This window comes from Myxococcus sp. SDU36, from assembly GCF_030168875.1.
Classification (GTDB): Bacteria; Myxococcota; Myxococcia; order Myxococcales; family Myxococcaceae; genus Myxococcus; species Myxococcus vastator.
The window spans coordinates 8,948,311-8,963,621 of sequence record NZ_CP077414.1 but is presented as its reverse complement, the minus strand read 5'-3'; the positions used below and the strand labels follow the sequence as shown (position 1 = coordinate 8,963,621).

Annotated in this window: 15 protein-coding genes; 5 read left to right on the top strand and 10 right to left on the bottom strand. The window is 69.9% G+C overall.

Annotated features, from left to right (window positions below; genetic code table 11):
* Nucleotide 1: 1 nt before the first annotated feature.
* Nucleotides 2-1,042, bottom strand: a complete 1,041-nt coding sequence (locus KGD87_RS36600) for an aminoglycoside phosphotransferase family protein (protein WP_284665505.1) — start codon at nucleotides 1,040-1,042, stop codon at nucleotides 2-4.
* Between the two features lie 290 nt (nucleotides 1,043-1,332).
* Between KGD87_RS36600 and KGD87_RS36595 the strand changes: the two genes are divergently transcribed.
* Nucleotides 1,333-2,700 carry a pyridoxal-phosphate dependent enzyme gene (locus KGD87_RS36595; protein ID WP_284665504.1) on the top strand — a complete coding sequence of 456 codons (1,368 nt, stop codon included), beginning with the start codon at nucleotides 1,333-1,335 and terminating at the stop codon, nucleotides 2,698-2,700.
* A gap of 75 nt (nucleotides 2,701-2,775) precedes the next feature.
* Here KGD87_RS36595 and KGD87_RS36590 read toward each other — a convergent pair whose 3' ends face one another.
* The 6 genes from KGD87_RS36590 to KGD87_RS36565 all read right to left on the bottom strand — a co-directional run bounded on the left by KGD87_RS36590 (nucleotide 2,776) and on the right by KGD87_RS36565 (nucleotide 7,344).
* Nucleotides 2,776-3,216, bottom strand: coding sequence for a MaoC family dehydratase (locus KGD87_RS36590; protein WP_163782942.1), 441 nt, complete (start codon nucleotides 3,214-3,216; stop codon nucleotides 2,776-2,778).
* A 10-nt stretch (nucleotides 3,217-3,226) separates the two neighbouring features.
* Entirely contained in the window at nucleotides 3,227-3,766 is a 540-nt protein-coding gene (locus KGD87_RS36585) for a hypothetical protein (RefSeq protein WP_284665503.1), read from the bottom strand.
* 3 nt (nucleotides 3,767-3,769) lie between these two features.
* Entirely contained in the window at nucleotides 3,770-4,759 is a 990-nt protein-coding gene (locus tag KGD87_RS36580; RefSeq protein WP_284665502.1) for an alpha/beta fold hydrolase, read from the bottom strand.
* Between the two features lie 108 nt (nucleotides 4,760-4,867).
* Nucleotides 4,868-5,290 carry a hypothetical protein gene (locus tag KGD87_RS36575; RefSeq protein ID WP_284665501.1) on the bottom strand — a complete coding sequence of 141 codons (423 nt, stop codon included), beginning with the start codon at nucleotides 5,288-5,290 and terminating at the stop codon, nucleotides 4,868-4,870.
* A 99-nt stretch (nucleotides 5,291-5,389) separates the two neighbouring features.
* On the bottom strand, nucleotides 5,390-6,535 hold the full coding sequence (locus tag KGD87_RS36570) for a cystathionine gamma-synthase (RefSeq protein ID WP_284665500.1): 1,146 nt from the start codon (nucleotides 6,533-6,535) through the stop codon (nucleotides 5,390-5,392).
* A 47-nt stretch (nucleotides 6,536-6,582) separates the two neighbouring features.
* The gene (locus tag KGD87_RS36565; protein ID WP_284665499.1) at nucleotides 6,583-7,344 is read right to left on the bottom strand and encodes a crotonase/enoyl-CoA hydratase family protein; all 762 of its coding nucleotides are present in this window, start codon (nucleotides 7,342-7,344) and stop codon (nucleotides 6,583-6,585) included.
* Between the two features lie 160 nt (nucleotides 7,345-7,504).
* On the opposite strand from KGD87_RS36565, the gene KGD87_RS36560 reads away from it, so the two are divergent.
* Nucleotides 7,505-8,482 (top strand): class I SAM-dependent methyltransferase, encoded by a 978-nt coding sequence (locus KGD87_RS36560; protein ID WP_284665498.1) that lies wholly within the window; start codon nucleotides 7,505-7,507, stop codon nucleotides 8,480-8,482.
* An 18-nt stretch (nucleotides 8,483-8,500) separates the two neighbouring features.
* Here the strand turns inward: KGD87_RS36560 and KGD87_RS36555 are convergent, their stop codons facing one another.
* Nucleotides 8,501-9,709 (bottom strand): hypothetical protein, encoded by a 1,209-nt coding sequence (locus tag KGD87_RS36555; protein WP_284665497.1) that lies wholly within the window; start codon nucleotides 9,707-9,709, stop codon nucleotides 8,501-8,503.
* Nucleotides 9,710-9,900: 191 nt separating this feature from the next.
* On the opposite strand from KGD87_RS36555, the gene KGD87_RS36550 reads away from it, so the two are divergent.
* Nucleotides 9,901-10,524, top strand: a complete 624-nt coding sequence (locus KGD87_RS36550) for an RNA polymerase sigma factor (protein WP_284665496.1) — start codon at nucleotides 9,901-9,903, stop codon at nucleotides 10,522-10,524.
* A complete protein-coding gene (locus tag KGD87_RS36545) occupies nucleotides 10,511-12,175 on the top strand; it encodes a FecR domain-containing protein (protein WP_284665495.1) in 1,665 nt (554 codons plus the stop codon). Before KGD87_RS36550 ends, KGD87_RS36545 begins: the two co-directional genes overlap by 14 nt.
* A 23-nt stretch (nucleotides 12,176-12,198) precedes the next feature.
* Here KGD87_RS36545 and KGD87_RS36540 read toward each other — a convergent pair whose 3' ends face one another.
* Both KGD87_RS36540 and KGD87_RS36535 read right to left on the bottom strand, forming a co-directional pair.
* Nucleotides 12,199-13,389, bottom strand: a complete 1,191-nt coding sequence (locus KGD87_RS36540) for a tRNA-uridine aminocarboxypropyltransferase (protein ID WP_284665494.1) — start codon at nucleotides 13,387-13,389, stop codon at nucleotides 12,199-12,201.
* A gap of 207 nt (nucleotides 13,390-13,596) precedes the next feature.
* The gene (locus KGD87_RS36535; RefSeq protein WP_284665493.1) at nucleotides 13,597-14,388 is read right to left on the bottom strand and encodes a hypothetical protein; all 792 of its coding nucleotides are present in this window, start codon (nucleotides 14,386-14,388) and stop codon (nucleotides 13,597-13,599) included.
* A 132-nt stretch (nucleotides 14,389-14,520) separates the two neighbouring features.
* On the opposite strand from KGD87_RS36535, the gene KGD87_RS36530 reads away from it, so the two are divergent.
* Nucleotides 14,521-15,285, top strand: coding sequence for a 16S rRNA (uracil(1498)-N(3))-methyltransferase (locus KGD87_RS36530; protein WP_284665492.1), 765 nt, complete (start codon nucleotides 14,521-14,523; stop codon nucleotides 15,283-15,285).
* The last annotated feature ends 26 nt before the right edge of the window (nucleotides 15,286-15,311 follow it).

Here is a 15,311-nt window from a genome sequence, read left to right as displayed (position 1 = left end):
CTCAGGCCGCCAGCTCCGGGACGTACTTCGCCACCAGCTCCTGCAGCTTGCGCAGCTCCGGCCGCCGCGCGAAGCCGTCACGCACGTAGCGCAGCGACGCGGGGATGGACACCAGGAAGCCCGGGTTGCCCTTCACGCGGTGGATGAACTCGAAGCGGCCCGCGTCCTTCAGCTTGCGCTGGATGGTGAGCAAATCGAAGAAGGCCTTGAAGGACGCCGCGTCGATGCGCTCGCCGCTCACCTCCTGGAAGGTGGCGATGTAGCGGTCCAGCATCGCGTCCACGAAGTCACGCTCCAACTCCACGTAGCTGTCGCGCAGGAGCGCCACCAGGTCGTACTGGCGCGGGCCCTGGAGCGCGTCCTGGAAGTCGATGACGACCAGCTCCCCCTCCTTCACCATGATGTTGCGGCTCTGGTAGTCGCGGTGCGTGAAGCCTCGGGGCGCGGCGGCCAGCTGCCGGGCGATGTCGCGGAAGGTGGCGTCCAGTTCGGCGCGCTCGGCGTCCGTGGGCGTCTTGCCGCTCCACGCCTCCAGGCCCCACTCGCGGAAGTGGTGCAGCTCCCAGTCGTAGAGGTCCTCGTCGAAGGCGCGCGTGAAGGCCAGGCAGTCCGGGTCCCGCTGCTTCTCCGCCGCCGCGCGCAGGCGCGCCAGCAGGTCCACGGCGCGGGTGTAGAGCGCCTCGTGGTGCTTGCCGCCCTCCAGCGCGGACTCGAAGGTGATGTCGCTCAAATCTTCAATCACCATCATCCCCGCCGGCTCGTCGTAGCGGAGGATGCGCGGCACCCGCACGCCCAGCTTCTCCAGGTAGCGGTGCACGTTGAGGAAGGGCAGCTCCTGGGGCGGCTCGCCCTGGGTGGCCTCGTCGCTCTTCTTCGTCGAGTCGGGCGGCATCACCATCACCACCCAGCTCTCGGGCGACGCGCCAACGCGGTAGTACGAGCGGCTGCTCGCCTCGCCCTTCAGCTTCGTGATGGGGGCGTTGGGAACGGGACGGCCAATGGCCTGTCCCACCTGGTCGCGCAAGGCGGCCTCGAGTTCCATATCGACGGGGTTCTCCGGAGGGGGTTGACGCAAGTCGCACCCGAGTATCGGAGGCGCGCCCATCCGGGTCAAAGGCCTGTCCGAGGGGATGCCCGCCCGCCCTCTGGGCTGTCGCCAACCCGACGAGCGGCCAGCCATCCTCCGCATACGTCCGGGTGCGTCGGAACTCCCTGCCCACCGGGGTGGGTTCAACGCTCTCCAGGGTCGCAAGAGGCCACACGCTGTCGACCGGGCCAGTGCGGCGGCATATAAGACGCGCCGCGAACCCTCATTTACCTACGGAAGCCGCGATGGACATCCACGAGAACATTCTCTCCGCCATTGGCAACACGCCGCTGGTCAAGCTCAACAAGCTCGTCGGGCCGAACGACGCGACCGTGCTGGTCAAGTGCGAGTTCATGAACCCGGGCGCGTCCATCAAGGACCGCATGGCGCTCTACATCCTCGAGAAGGCCGCGCGGGAGGGGAAGCTCAAGCCCGGCGGCACCATCGTCGAGAACACGTCCGGCAACACCGGCATGGGCGTGGCGCTGGCGGCGGCCGTCAAAGGCTACAAGTGCATCTTCACCATGCCGGACAAGATGTCCCTGGAGAAGATCAACCGCCTCAAGGCGCTGGGCGCGCAGGTGGTGGTGACGCCGACGAACGTGCCGGCCGAGGACCCGCAGAGCTACTACGAGACGGCCAAGCGCCTGCACCGCGAGACGCCGGGCGCGTTCATGCTGAACCAGTACCACAACCCCGACAACATCGAGGCGCACTACAACACCACCGGTCCTGAAATCTACGAGCAGACCGAGGGCAAGTTCGACTACTTCGTCGCGGGCCTGGGCACCGGCGGCACCATGAGCGGCGCCGGCAAGTTCCTGAAGGAGAAGATTCCCGGCCTCAAGAATGTCGGCGTGGACCCGGAGGGCTCCGTCTACGAGGGCTACTTCAAGACGGGCAAGCTGACCGAGCCGCACGTCTACAAGGTGGAAGGCATCGGCGAGGACATGCTGTGCGGCGCCATGGACTTCACCCACCTGGACGACGTGCGCCAGGTCGATGACCGCCAGTGCTTCACCGCCGCGCGCCGCCTGGCGCGTGAGGAAGGCATCTTCGCCGGCGGCTCCTCGGGCGCGGCGATTCACGTCGCGGTGCAGTTGGCCAAGGAAGTGGGCAAGGGCAAGACGATTGTCGTCGTGCTGCCGGACTCGGGCAGCAGCTACATCAGCAAGTTCCACTCGGACGAGTGGATGCGTGACAACGGCTTCCTGGAGGAGAAGGGCGCCGGCACCATCCGCGACGTCCTGGGCGACCAGCGCAAGGAGGTGAAGACGGCGCGCCGCGGTGACAAGGTGGACCAGGTGGTGGAGACGATGCGCGGCCACGGCATCAGCCAGATGCCGGTGGTGGGCGCCGACGGCCGCACGGTGGGCATGGTGCACGAGTATGACCTGCTCAACGCGCTGGTGGCCGGCAAGGCGAAGTTCTCCGACACCATCGACAGCATCATCGCGCCGCTGCAGGGCGCGCTGTCCCTGGACACCAGCATCGCCCGCCTGCGTGAAGTCTTCGCTCAGGACAACGTGGCGGTGGTGAAGGACGGCGAGAAGGTGGTCGGCATCGTCAGCAAGATCGACCTCATCGACTACCTGCACCGCACGGCGGCGTAGTCCCCAGCGCGCTCGCGCCTGGAAAGCACCGAGGGCCTCCACGTCTCCCCAGCGGAGACGGGAGGCCCTTCGTGTTCACGGACGCCGGCCGAAGAGCACGTTGGCCAGCTCCGTCATCACCACCTCGTCCTGCTGGTTGCGCACCTCCATGCGGAGCTTGATGGCGCCCCGGTCCGGCTTGCTGCGCGACGGCGTGGCGGAGACGACCTCCACGCGCACGCGCAACGTGTCCCCGGGGCGCACGGGCTTGAGCCAGCGCAGCTCATCCAAGCCGGGCGAGCCCAGGCTGGACGTCTGCCCCAGGAAGCCCTGCACCAGCAAGCGGTGACACAGGGAGGCGGTGTGCCAGCCACTGGCCACCAGGCCCCCGAAGATGCTGCCGCGGGCGGCCTCGTCGCTCAGGTGGAAGGGCTGCGGGTCGAACTGCGTCGCGAAGGCGATGATTTCCTCGCGCGACACCACGTGGGGGCCGTGTTCGCTCACGTCCCCGGGCTGGAAGTCCTCGAAGTAGCGCATGGGCGCTACTTCAACCCGGCGGGTCCTTGGGTTCCAGCTCCTCCGGATGGAACACGCGCGAAGCGACGCGGTCCAACACCTGGGAGTTCCACTTGATGCTGGCCTTCATCAGCCGGCGCATCTCCTTGGCGAAGGCGCGCTCGGCCGGCATGCGGGTGTACGTCCGGGCCAGGTAGAGGCCCCGGTTCTCCCGCTCGTAGTCCACGGTGCCGCCGCCGGAGTCCGTGCCCTCCCGCTCCTCCGCCTGGAAGCCTTCAATGACGCCGGGCTTGGGCGGCTCGCGGAAGCGGTACACCAAGGCGCTGCACTTCAGCGCCTGGGTGTCCTCCAACCACTCGAAGTACAGCGATGCGCCCCCCGCGTTGAGCCCACCAAAGCCCTGGGGATTGATGCCCGGGCTGGGCGGCGTGCCCTCTTCATGGAGGAAACCCTGGACCAGCCGCTGGGCAGACTCCCGCGTCAGCGGCGTATCCGCCGGAGCAGCGGGGCCCAGGCCCGAAATCCAGGACCTGAGCAGGCCAGCGAGGCCACTGCGGGGAGCGGTCGCCATGGGTTACTGGTTGAAGTTGCCTTCGCGGGCCTGGTCGAACGGCACGCGGTTCTTGAGGTAGACGTCCTCGAACTTGTGGCCGTCGAACGGGTTCAGGTGGAACTCGTTGAAGTGGTGGACCTTGGAGCCCTCGCCACCGTCCGCGATGGGGTTCCACTTGTCCGCGACGGGGCCCAGGCCGAACATGCTGGGGACCGGGTCGCCACGGTTCACGTAGTGCACGTAGTTCGGGCCGTCCGGGTACGTGGTGGCGGCGGCGCCGAAGGTCTCCACGTCAATCTTCCCCATCAGCGCCTGGGCGTCCTGCTTGGACATCCCGTCTTCGATGCGCAGCCGGTTGTACACGTCGTTCAGCGCGCGGCTGGAGATGAGGCCACCCTGGCTGTGCGCCATCAGGTGCACGTCACGGCCGGCCTTGATTTCCGTGTAGAGCGCGTCCGCCAGGGTGTCCACGGCGGGGTTGGTGCCCTTGTCCAGCTTGTCCTTCACGCACTGGGCCAGGTCCGCGCCCATGCCCTCGGTGGCGTTGTGGATGCCGACGACGCGCGAGCCCGTCGCGTTGGCGATGGCCTGCAGGCTCTCGGACTGGGCCTCCTTCGACGTCAGGATGCCGTTGACGTAGAGGACCGTCGTCTGCGGGTTCGGGTTGTTGGCCGGCGTCACGCCCGGGATGTCCGCCAGCGGGGTGCCCGGGGGGAAGGTCGCGCCGTCCGCGCCCAGCAGCTTGCCGTCGTGCACGCGGTCCGGCTGGTTGCCGCCGCCGAAGAACTCCTGCACGCCCCGAGTCGCGCCACCGACGACGTTGCCCACGCCCCGGGCGGCGCCGGAGGCGGCGTTCTCGAAGCCATCCACGAACTGGCCGACCTTGCGGCCACCGGCGGCAGCGGCGTCCTTCACGTTGTCGACGGCGTTGCCAACGGCGTCCTGCGTGCGGTCAATGGCCTTCTCGGCACCGGTACGGACCTTGTTGATGAACTTCCCGATGGGGTTCATGGGGGGCTCCAGGACGATTTGTAAGGAGTGGACTGCTGGTGAGGGGATTATCGTCCCAGGGTCTGGGAAGTTGCGGTGCCCCTCACTTTGCCGCACTGCGACAAAGGATCAGCGTCCGAAGACGCGGTCCGCCACCCGGTTCAGGACGGTGCTGCTCCACTCGAGGCTGGCCTTCATCAGCCGCTTCATGTCGTCGTTGAAGATGGGGATCTGGGGCGCGGTGGTGTAGGTGCGGCTGAGGAACAGGGACTTGTTCTCCGGCTCGAAGTCCACGGTGCCGCCGCCGGTGTCGGTGCCGGCCTTCTGCTCCTCCTGGAAGCCCTCCAGGATGCCCGGCTTCGGGGTGTCCCGGAACCGGTGGATGAGGGCGCTGCACTCCAGCGCCTGCTCCTTGTCGTGCCACTCGAAGTAGAGCTGGGCGTCGCCCAGGGCGACGCCGCCGAAGCCCTGCGGGTTGATGCCGACGCTGTTGGGGTTGCCGTTGGCGGCGAGGAACGCTTGCGCCAGCATCTGCGCTTCTTCTCGGGTCATGGGGGGTCGGTCTCCAGGGGCGAGCACTGCCTGAGCGGGCAGCCTAGCAAATCAGCCCGCCGCCTCCAGCCTGGACGGCGGGCCACGAGGCCCTGGCGGCTACTTCGCGGCGTCGAGCGCCTGCGCCAGGTCGTCCACCAGGTCCTGCCCGTCCTCGATGCCCACCGACAGGCGGATGAAGCCGTCGGTGATGCCCAGCTGCTCGCGCGTCTCCTTGGGGATGGAGGCGTGGGTCATGATGGCCGGGTGCTCGATGAGGGACTCGACGCCGCCGAGCGACTCGGCGCAGGCGAACACCTTCACCGTCTTGAGGAAGGTGCGCGCCGCCGCAAGCCCCCCCTGGATGTCGAAGGTCACCATGCCGCCAAAGCCCTTCATCTGCTGCTTCGCGAGCGCGTGTTGCGGGTGCGACTCCAGGCCCGGGTAGGTGACCTTCTTCACCTTGGGGTGCGTGGCCAGGAACTGGGCCACCTTCATCGCGTTCTGCGCGTGGCGGTCCATGCGCACGTGCAGCGTCTTCACGCCGCGCAGCACCATGAAGCTGTCGAAGGCGCCGGACACGCCGCCCACCGCGTTCTGGAGGAAGTACATCCGCTCCGCCACGTCCTCGCGGCTGGTGCAGACGAAGCCGCCCACCACGTCGCTGTGGCCGTTGATGTACTTGGTGGTGGAGTGCGCCACCACGTCGAAGCCGAGCTCCAGCGGGCGCTGGAAGTACGGCGTCATGAAGGTGTTGTCGGCGACGGAGAGGATGTTCCGCTTCTTGGCGACCTCGGCGATGCGCGCCAGGTCGATGAGCTTGAGCATCGGGTTGGTGGGGGACTCCACCCACACCATCTTCGTCTTCGGCGTAATCGCCGCCTCGAAGTTCTCCGGCTTGGACAGGTCCACGAAGGAGAAGTGCAGCCCGGCCCGCCGGAACACCTTGTCGAAGAGGCGGAAGGTGCCGCCGTACACATCGTCCGAGACGACCACGTGGTCTCCCGAATCCAGCATGTGCATCAGCATGTCCGTGCCCGCCAGGCCGGAGGCGAAGGCCGCGCCGTGCTTCGCGCCCTCGAGCGCGGCCAGACAGGCCTGGAGCGCGTTGCGGGTGGGGTTCTGCGTCCGGCTGTACTCGAAGCCCTTGTGCTCTCCGGGGCCGTCCTGGACGTAGGTGGAGGTCAGGTAGACGGGCGTCATGATGGCGCCCGTGGTGGGGTCCGGCTCCTGACCGGCGTGGATGGCAAGCGTGTCGAAGCGCATGCTGGGGCAACTAACACAGTCCCTCCCGGCCGCGCAGCAGGACCCACCTATTCGAACGTCCCGTGACGCCCCGCCCCCTGGGCGAAACGCGTGGCGCCGACAATGGACTCCGACTCCAGCACCTTGACGCCCCGGGCGAACTCCTGACGCAGTGCTTCCTCGGTGCCCAGCCCCGCCTGGGTGTAGGCGGAGCGCCGGTCCGCGTTCAAACACGCCTGCGGGAAGGCGGCCACCTGGCGCGCCAGGGACTCCGCGGCCTCGCGCGCCTGTCCCCGGGGCACCACGCGGTTGACCAGCCCCATGGCCAGCGCCTCCTGGGCGGACACAGGCCGGCCCGTTAGGATGAGGTCCAGCGCGCGCGACAGGCCGATGAGCCGCGGCAACCGCACCGTCCCCCCGTCGATGAGGGGCACGCCCCAGCGGCGGCAGAAGACGCCCAGGACGGCGTCCTCCTCGGCCACGCGCAAGTCACACCACAGCGCCAGCTCCAGCCCGCCCGCCACGGCATGGCCGCAAATGGACGCGATGACGGGCTTGGACAGCACCATGCGCGAGGGGCCCATGGGCCCATCTCCGTCCAGCTCCAGGCGGGGCATCCGGCCCTCGGAGACGGCCTTCAGGTCCGCTCCGGAGCAGAAGGTGCCCCCGCCTCCATGGAGCACGCCCACCCGCGCGTCCGGGTCCGCGTCGAAGGCACGAAAGGCCTCCGCCAGCGCGTGGGCGGTGGCGCCATCCACGGCGTTGCGCACCTCCGGGCGGTCCAGGATGACGGTGGTGACGGGGCCGTTCTTCTCGACGCGCACGCTCATGGCGGCGGAGTCTTCTTCCCTCGCGTCCGGACCGCAACCGGTGCCCGAGCGGCACAGCGGGCAGGCCTGCCCCCCCGTGGCCGCCTTTCGGCGCTTGTCGGACGTCGGAGACTCAGGGAAGAGGGGGGCCGCGGTCGACTGGACGGAAGGACGCTTGGGCATGGCTGACAAAGAAGGCTCTCACGACACAACCGCCCCCGAGGGCATGTTCGCCAACCGCCTGCGCAAGGGGGACAAGCGCTTCCGCAAGTGGGCCCGGACGCAGCGCCTGACGGCCTTCCGCGTCTACGACAGGGACATCCCCGAGTACCCCTTCGCCATCGACGTCTACGGCGACTGCGCCCACGTCGTGGAGTACCCCCGCCGGCGCGCCATCGCCTCTGGCGCCGCGGACACGCAGCGGGAGGAAGTCCTGGCCGCGGTGACGCAGGTGCTGGCCGTGCCCCCCGAGCGCATCTTCGTGAAGACGCACACGCCCCAGCCCTGGGGCCGCTCGCAGTACGGCCGGGTGGGCCAGGACAGCGGGCGCATCGTGGTGGAGGAGCAGGGCCTGAAGTTCTGGGTGAACCTGGGCGACTACCTGGACACCGGCCTCTTCATGGACCACCGCAACACCCGCGCGCGCGTGCGGGAGGAGGCCCAGGGCAATCGCTTCCTCAACCTCTTCGCGTACACCGGGGCCTTCACCGTCTACGCCGCCGCGGGAGGCGCCGCGAGCACGATGACGGTGGACCTGTCCAACTCCTACCTGGACTGGGCCGAGGACAACCTGGAGCTCAACGGGCTGGCCGACGCGCGGCACACGCTGGTGCGCGCGGATGCCAAGGCCTGGGTGGAGGCCCAGGCCGACGCGCCGGAGCGGTACGACCTGGTGGTGTGCGACCCGCCGTCCTTCTCCACGTCGAAGAAGATGGCGGGCAGCTTCAACGTGCAGCGCGACCACCCCCGCCTGCTGGCCGCCATCCGGGCGCTGCTCGCACCCGGCGGCGTCCTCTACTTCTCCAACAACTTCCTGGGGTTCCAGTTGGAGCCGAAGGCCACGCGGGGAATGGAGGTGGAGGAAATCACCCCTCGCTCCATCCCCGAGGACTTCCAGCGCAAGGAGATCCACCGCTGCTGGCGCATGGTGGCTCCCTGACGCTGGCGTCTGTCCCGGCTACAGCCAGCAGACGTTGTCGATGCAGCGCTCGCCAGCGGGGCACTCGCAGTTGGCCTGGCAGGTGTTGCCGCTGCCCGTGTTGACGGGCTTGCAGACGCCGTCCGTGCAGGCCTGACCGGACGGGCACTCGCAGTTGGCGCGGCACACCGGGGTGGACGTTCCGGCATCCTGCACCGGCGGCGGCGCGGGCACCTTGCACTGGCCGTTGGAGCAGACCTGGCCCGACGGGCAGTCGCAGTTGGCCTGGCAGGCCGGACCCGTGCCCGCGTCCGGCGGCGGAGGCGGCGGGGCCGGCGGACGGCAGTAGCCGTTGGTGCAGACGTCACCCGAGGGGCAGTCGCAGTTGGCCACGCACGTCTGGCCCGGGTCCGGCTGCGGCGCCTTGCACTGGCCATTGAAGCAGACCTGGCCGGCGGGGCACTCGCAGTTGGCGCGGCACTCCCCCCCGTCTGGGATGGGCAGGCAGTAGCCAATCTGGCAGCTGTAGTCGTCCGGGCACTGGGTGGTGGAGTCGCAGGCCGCGCGGCACTGGCCATCCACGCAGTCCTTCCCACCGGAGCAGTCCGCCGCGGTGGAGCAGGCGTTCGGGTCCACCGGGCGCGGACGGCACAGGCCGCTCACGCAGGTGTCCGTGGCATCACACCAGGAATCGTCATAGCAGCCGCGGATGCACTGGTTGTTGATGCAGTAGTTCCCCGCGCCGCAGTCCATGTTCACGCGGCACTGCTGAGAAGAACCCCCGTCCACGCCCGCATCCGGGCGCGTCCCACCGTCGGAGCCAGCGTCCGGACGCGTCCCACCGTCCGTCCCCGAATCCGGGCGCGTCCCACCGTCGGAGCCAGCGTCCGGGCGCGTCCCGCCGTCCACGGCGCCGTTCCCGACGCAGTAGTGGTCGTCGCACCGCTGGCCCGCACCGCAGTCGGAGTTCCGCGAACAGAACTGCGAGCAGACGCTGTTGATGCAGATCTGGGACCCGGGGCAGTCCAGCGAGGACGAACACCCGCCCGAGTTGGGAGGAACGGTCCGACAGACGCCGCCGCGGCAGCTCTCACCGATGTCGCAGTCCCGGTCGGTTGAGCAGTAGCAAATGTCGTCGTCGTAGTCGTCGTACCAGTCATCCTCTCCATGGACGATGCAGCCCGGGAGGACGGAGAGGACGGCGAGCAGCGGCAGCCACATGAGGCTACGTATGGGGGTGTTCCGCATGAGTGGGGACTCCGAAAACTCAGGGGGTACCGGTCCGGCCACCGGAGGTGTTGCCCGGTTTCAGCAGCGGTGGACTCCGTAGCGCAGACGGATGATCAAAAAATTTATTTGATCGGCTTTCGTCTTTCCGGAGACCCATGGCCATGGAGGTATGTAGTGGCCTGGACCTTTCAGTGGAGGGAGCCCCCCTGGTGTTCCTGCGTGGAGCCCGCTCATTCGCGCACGTCGCCGGCCAGGACGAGGTGCGGCTCCAGGCCCTGGTCCGGCGCATCCAGGAGGGCGACCTGACGGCATTCGAACAGCTCTATGTACTCACGCAGGCGGATGCCTCGCGCACCTTGTGGCACCTGGTCGGCAACCGCGTGGACGTGGAGGATCTGCTCCAGGAGGCCTATCTCCGGCTGCTGACGGCCGTGAAGAGCTACCGGGGCGAGTCCCGATTCCGGACCTTCTTCTATCGTGTGTGCTCCAACGTGGCCTTGTCCCACCTGCGCTGGAAACGGCGCCGGCCGGAGGACTCTGTCTGGGAGCTGCCGGAAACGGCGGCGGAGGGGGAGGACCCCGAGCGGGTGGCTTCGCGGCGTCAGGCGGCCCGGCTGGTGGAGCTGGCGCTGGAACGGCTGAAGCCGAAGAAGCGCATCGTCTTCGTGTACTACGAGCTGTGTGGAATGAGCCCGGACGAGATTGCCAAGGCCGTGGGCAGCTCGCCCAACACCGTCCGCAGCCGCCTCCATCATGCGCGGCTGGAGTTCAACGAAGCCATGCAGCGGCTGCTCGGCGCCAACCGTCCCGGAGGTCTCCATGGCTCGCCATGAGCACCGCTCCCTGTGGGCCCTGGCCGCGGACGAGCTGGACGCGGACGCGCGCGGCCGGGTAGAGGCGCACATCGCCGCCTGCGTTGAATGTGCCCAGGCGCTGGAGCAGGTGCGGCAGTCCCGCGCGGTCCTCCACGAGGGACGCGGCACCCTGCCCCCGCCGCGCACGGACGCCATGGGCGAAGGACTCCGCGCGGAGGCGGCTCGGCGCATGGCCCGTGGCGCGCCCAGGGCCCGCTGGCCGTGGGCCGTGGCGCTCGCGGGCGCCTGCGCGGCGATGCTGGCGTTCTGGATGGTCCGCGCGCCCCGGGCGATGGACGAGGGCGGAGCGCTCGTGGCTCAGGGGGAGGCCCCCTCCCCTCCTGCGCCCGGTGTCTCCGTTCCGCCGCACGGCGCTGACGTGGTGCCTTCGGGTCCGGAGGCTGCCCCGCACGCCGCGGCCGGCGGCGAGCCGTCCGTGCCCACGAATGCGGCGGAGCAGCTCGACGCCACCACGGAGACGGAGCGGGTCGCCGTCGCGGGGGCCATCCTGCGCGAGGCGGGAGGCACGGAGCGCGCGCTCAAGCCCGGCATGCGGCTGCGCTCGGGTGTGGCGGTGCGGACGCCCGCGCGCTCCAGCGCGTTGCTTCGGCTGCCGGATGAGAGCCGCGTCCGGCTGTCAGCGGGCTCGGAGGTGGAGCTGTCCCGCGCGGAGTCGCGCGATGTGCACCTCACCGTGAACAAGGGACGCCTTTCCGTCGAGGCCTCGCACACCGCGCGCCAGGGCTTCATGGTGGAGGTGGCGGGCCTGCGCGTCTCCGTGGTGGGCACCCTCTTCACGGTGGAGCGCACGAAGGACGGCGCCGCCGTGGCCGTCGCGGAAGGGAAGGTCCGCGTCGAGGCGGAAGGCCAGCCGCCGCGGCTGGTCGGCCCTGGCGAGCGCGTGGAGCTGCACGCGGCGAAGCACACGCTGAACCCTCAAAAGATGTCGAAGCCGGACCTGCGGGCCATCGCGGAGCTCCGAGACCCGGAGAGTGAAGTCCCTGTGAGCGCGCCCCGCCCCATCAGCGCGCGGCCGCCCTCCAGTCAGAAGCCCGAGCCAACGGACGCGCCCGCCCCCACGGCGCCAGGCGCGGTGGCGGCCGTGACGCCCACGACGCGGGAGCCCATCGGCGAAGCCCCGGCCCCCGAGCCCGCGCCGCCGCCGGCGAATGCACTGGCGCCCGTGGCCGCCGCGGGCAGCACGCCGGCCACGCCCTCGTCTCCCGTGGACCCGAACCACGAGTTCGCGCCCTACCCTGTGCCGTCGGTGAACGTCCCTTTGCAGGCCGAGCCGGAGCCGCCGCCAGAAGCAGTGGCGAAAAAAGCCTCGAAGAAGCGCGGGCCCATGATTCCCATGGCCCTGGTTTCCAAGGACGCGGACGAGCGGTTCCTGGGCTACGCCCGGCTCCAGGTGAACTCGCGCAAGTGCGAGCGCTTCCTCGTGGGACTGGACGAGATTGCCCAGCGCAGCCCCCGGGCCGCCCACCGCGAACAGGCGCGCTACCTGCGCGCGCGGTGCTTCGAGGAGAAGCTCGAATCACACCGGGCCCGGGACGAGTACCGCCAGTACCTCAACGACTTCCCGCGAGGACGCTACGCCAAGGAGGCCAAGACGGGGCTGCTGCCCTGAGCGGGCGGCAACGGGCCGCGGACTCAGCTGCCCGTGCGAGGCAGCTTCTGGGGCGGCTCGGTGGCGTTGCCGCGAGCCACCAGCTCGCGCACCACGGACTCCAGCGCGCGGATGCGTCGGCCCGCGCGGCCCGGGGCCCACTGCGTCACCTCCGGGCCCTCCAGCTGCGTCATCGCCTGCTCCACGCCGCCCGCCTTGCCCTTCAGCGCGCGCGCGGTGGCCAGGCGCACGCTGCTCGCCGGGCGCCGGGTGATGCCACCCGCCCACAGCAGGTCCAGCGCGAACGTGGTCCACACCGCCAGCTCGTCATCGGGACGGAGGAAGGCCTCGAAGCGCTTCATCGCCTCGGCCCGAGGCTCGCCCGCGCGGAGGATGTCTTCCGACAGCTCCACATGCAGCGGCGTGCTGTAGGCCAGGGGCTGCTCGGGCGCGATGATGGCCTCGAAGCGCTCGCCCGTGGCCGGACGGCACGCCACCGCGTGCACCAGCTCCGTGGGAATCTCCTCGGCCCCCGCGGGGTGGGCATTCGCCTCGCCGTAGAAGACCACGAGCTTCTCGAAGCGCTCCGCCAGCGTGCGCAGCTCCAGCGGCGGACGCCACGGCCCGAAGTAGATGCGGCGCCGGTTGGGCGAGGTGCGCGTCGACTGCCGCGCAAGCTGCGTGTCCACCATGTACTCGAAGGCCCGCAGCATGGTGTCGAAGCGCGCCGGGTCGCCTTCCAGGACGCCCAGCATCTCCACCACCGCCTCGATGGTGGACACGCAGTGGTCCGCGGGCTCCGCGCGAATGCGGTAGTTGCTGGGCCGGCGCGGCACGAAGCCGATGCGCGGCAGCCCCGCCAGCAGCGGGTTGCGCGACACGACCTTCTTCGCCTGCGGCCACGTGCCGTCCACGACGATGAGCGTCTTGGGGGGATTCCGTCGCGCCTCCTCCACGGTGATGGCGTCCTCGCCCGGGAAGAGCACCGCCACGGAGTCCCGCTGCGCGGCCAGCTCTTCAATCCGCCGGTGGCCGGAGAAGTCCACGCCCTCATGCAGCTCGGAGTTGCTCAGCGACAGGTGGGCCATGCGCGCGGTGCCAATGGCCACGCGGCTCTCACGCGGGTGCTGGAGGAACACGACGCGCGTGCGCGTCTCCAACCGGGGCGGCAGTTGCGCGCAATAACACGCGCTCTCGGGACGGCGGCAACGCAGGCAGAGGTTACGCACGGCCACCGCCTTTACGGCACGCCCCGGTAGGGGGCAAGCCCCACCACGGGAGCCCGGGCAGCCCGAGTGCCCGGGGACCGGCTTCCCCAAGGCACCGGCGGCCGGGCACGTCCCTGGACCCAGGCGCTCTCACGCGTGCGGCCGGTGGCCCCGGTCGGCGCCGCGCCGCATTCACGGCGACCCGAACCCGCCTTCGCGGCATGACGGCGACTGTCACTGCTCGGGCAGGCCGCGCTCTCGCGCCCAGCGGCCGTGGGCATGTCGCCGCAACACGGCGAGCCGCGCTGGGTCCATCAGGGGCTCGAAGGACGCGAGCCACTCGTCCATTTCGCTGCAGTGCGCGTCCCGAGGTCCTTTGAGCGCATTGCGCATGATGGAGCCGTTCCAGGTGTCGAACTCGCGCGCCGCCGCGTGGTCGAACGCCGCGCGGCCCTCCTCGGTGGCCAGGTACTCGCCCAGGCTCGCCTCCATCCAGGTGGAGAGCTGCTCGTCGCCGTGCTGGCCTCGGCAACTGAGCAGCCGGGCCGCCGCCAGGGCGCAGGTGTCGGGAGCCCAGCCATGACGCTCGATGAGCTGGTCGAGCGTGCCCCACTGGTCGACCTCGTGGTCCAGGTCGCAGCTTCGCAGGAAGTCGATGTACGCGGGGAGCCAGGTGCGGTCGCGCAGGACCAGCGCCTCCATGGCCTGCGTGCCGGCCGGGGTCTCCGCATCGGCCCACATGCGGTTGCCATTGGCGCCCGCGCCGGTGACGACGGCGTAGTCGCGCAGCAGCGGGTGCAGGGACTCGAAGTGGGCGGCGTGCTCACACACCTCGTATTCGCTCAGCTCCCACTGGGCGGCGCCATCGGCGGTTGCCCCGCGCAGCGAGAACGTGAACGTATGCAGACCGCCGTCGCCGCTCGCCTGCCGGGCCCCATCCAGGGCCCGCATCACCGCACGCAGGACCTCGCGGCACGTGTCCTCGCCGGGGGGGCCGTCCTCCACGGCGCCGGCAATGGAAATCACGGCCGTGACGGGCGCGCGCTCGTTTTTGCCTCTGGACTGGATCAGCAGTTCGATTCCCACGCAGGCTGTCCCTTGGTCATGTTCGGCTGGCGAACACTACCTCTGCCGCGGGCGACGGAGTACAGAGGCCCGGTGAACCTGCTGCTCCTCCTGGACGAAGACCTCCTGCCCGACGGCACCGCGCGCCTCACCGGACGGAGGGCCCAGCACGCCCGCGAGGTGCTGCGCGCCGAGCCCGGCGAGTCCCTCCGCGTGGGGCGCCTGGGAGGCCTCACCGGCACCGGCGAGGTGTTGGAGAACAGCGCGGGCGTGCTGCACCTGCGCGTCACCCTCACCGAGCCCCCGCCCCCGCGCGCGGGCATCGACCTGCTGCTGGCCATCCCCCGCCCCAAGGCGCTGAAGAAGGTGCTGCCCGCGGTGGCGTCACTGGGCGTGGACCGCATCGTCCTGGTCAACGCGGCGCGCGTGGAGAAGAGCTACTTCGACTCCAAGGTGCTGGACGCCGCCTTCGTCCGCGAGCTGCTCCTCCAGGGACTGGAGCAGGCCCGGGACACGCGCCTCCCAGAGGTCCTGGTCCGCGAGCGCTTCCGCCCCTTCGTCGAAGACGAGCTCGACGCCGTCTTCGGCCTCCAGTCGCTCCGCCTGCTCCCCCACCCGCCCGCGAAGCAGCCGCTCCGGGCGCTGGGCGTGGGTCTGGCCCAGCGCGTCGTACTGGCCATTGGCCCGGACGGCGGCTGGGTGCCCTTCGAAGCCGACCTCCTGGAGGCCCATGGCTTCCGCCCCTTTTCGTTGGGGCCCCGCATTCTCCGCGTGGAGACGGCCGTGCCCGTCCTCCTGGGGCAGGTGGCGCTTCTCCGGGAGGACACTGCGGCGTCTCCCGTGACAACTCTGACTTGAAGGTCCGGCGTGGCCGGGTGAAGAGT

What these genes read in the sequence shown, in the direction of transcription:
- KGD87_RS36595 (WP_284665504.1), top strand. Translation starts at nt 1,333, where the DNA reads ATGGACATCCACGAGAACATTCTCTCCGCCATTGGCAACACGCCGCTG.
- KGD87_RS36565 (WP_284665499.1), bottom strand. Translation starts at nt 7,344, where the DNA reads ATGAGCGTGCGCGTCGAGAAGAACGGCCCCGTCACCACCGTCATCCTG.
- KGD87_RS36575 (WP_284665501.1), bottom strand. Translation starts at nt 5,290, where the DNA reads ATGACCCGAGAAGAAGCGCAGATGCTGGCGCAAGCGTTCCTCGCCGCC.
- KGD87_RS36560 (WP_284665498.1), top strand. Translation starts at nt 7,505, where the DNA reads ATGGCTGACAAAGAAGGCTCTCACGACACAACCGCCCCCGAGGGCATG.
- KGD87_RS36600 (WP_284665505.1), bottom strand. Translation starts at nt 1,042, where the DNA reads ATGGAACTCGAGGCCGCCTTGCGCGACCAGGTGGGACAGGCCATTGGC.
- KGD87_RS36585 (WP_284665503.1), bottom strand. Translation starts at nt 3,766, where the DNA reads ATGGCGACCGCTCCCCGCAGTGGCCTCGCTGGCCTGCTCAGGTCCTGG.
- KGD87_RS36545 (WP_284665495.1), top strand. Translation starts at nt 10,511, where the DNA reads ATGGCTCGCCATGAGCACCGCTCCCTGTGGGCCCTGGCCGCGGACGAG.
- KGD87_RS36590 (WP_163782942.1), bottom strand. Translation starts at nt 3,216, where the DNA reads ATGCGCTACTTCGAGGACTTCCAGCCCGGGGACGTGAGCGAACACGGC.
- KGD87_RS36570 (WP_284665500.1), bottom strand. Translation starts at nt 6,535, where the DNA reads ATGCGCTTCGACACGCTTGCCATCCACGCCGGTCAGGAGCCGGACCCC.
- KGD87_RS36580 (WP_284665502.1), bottom strand. Translation starts at nt 4,759, where the DNA reads ATGAACCCCATCGGGAAGTTCATCAACAAGGTCCGTACCGGTGCCGAG.
- KGD87_RS36555 (WP_284665497.1), bottom strand. Translation starts at nt 9,709, where the DNA reads ATGCGGAACACCCCCATACGTAGCCTCATGTGGCTGCCGCTGCTCGCC.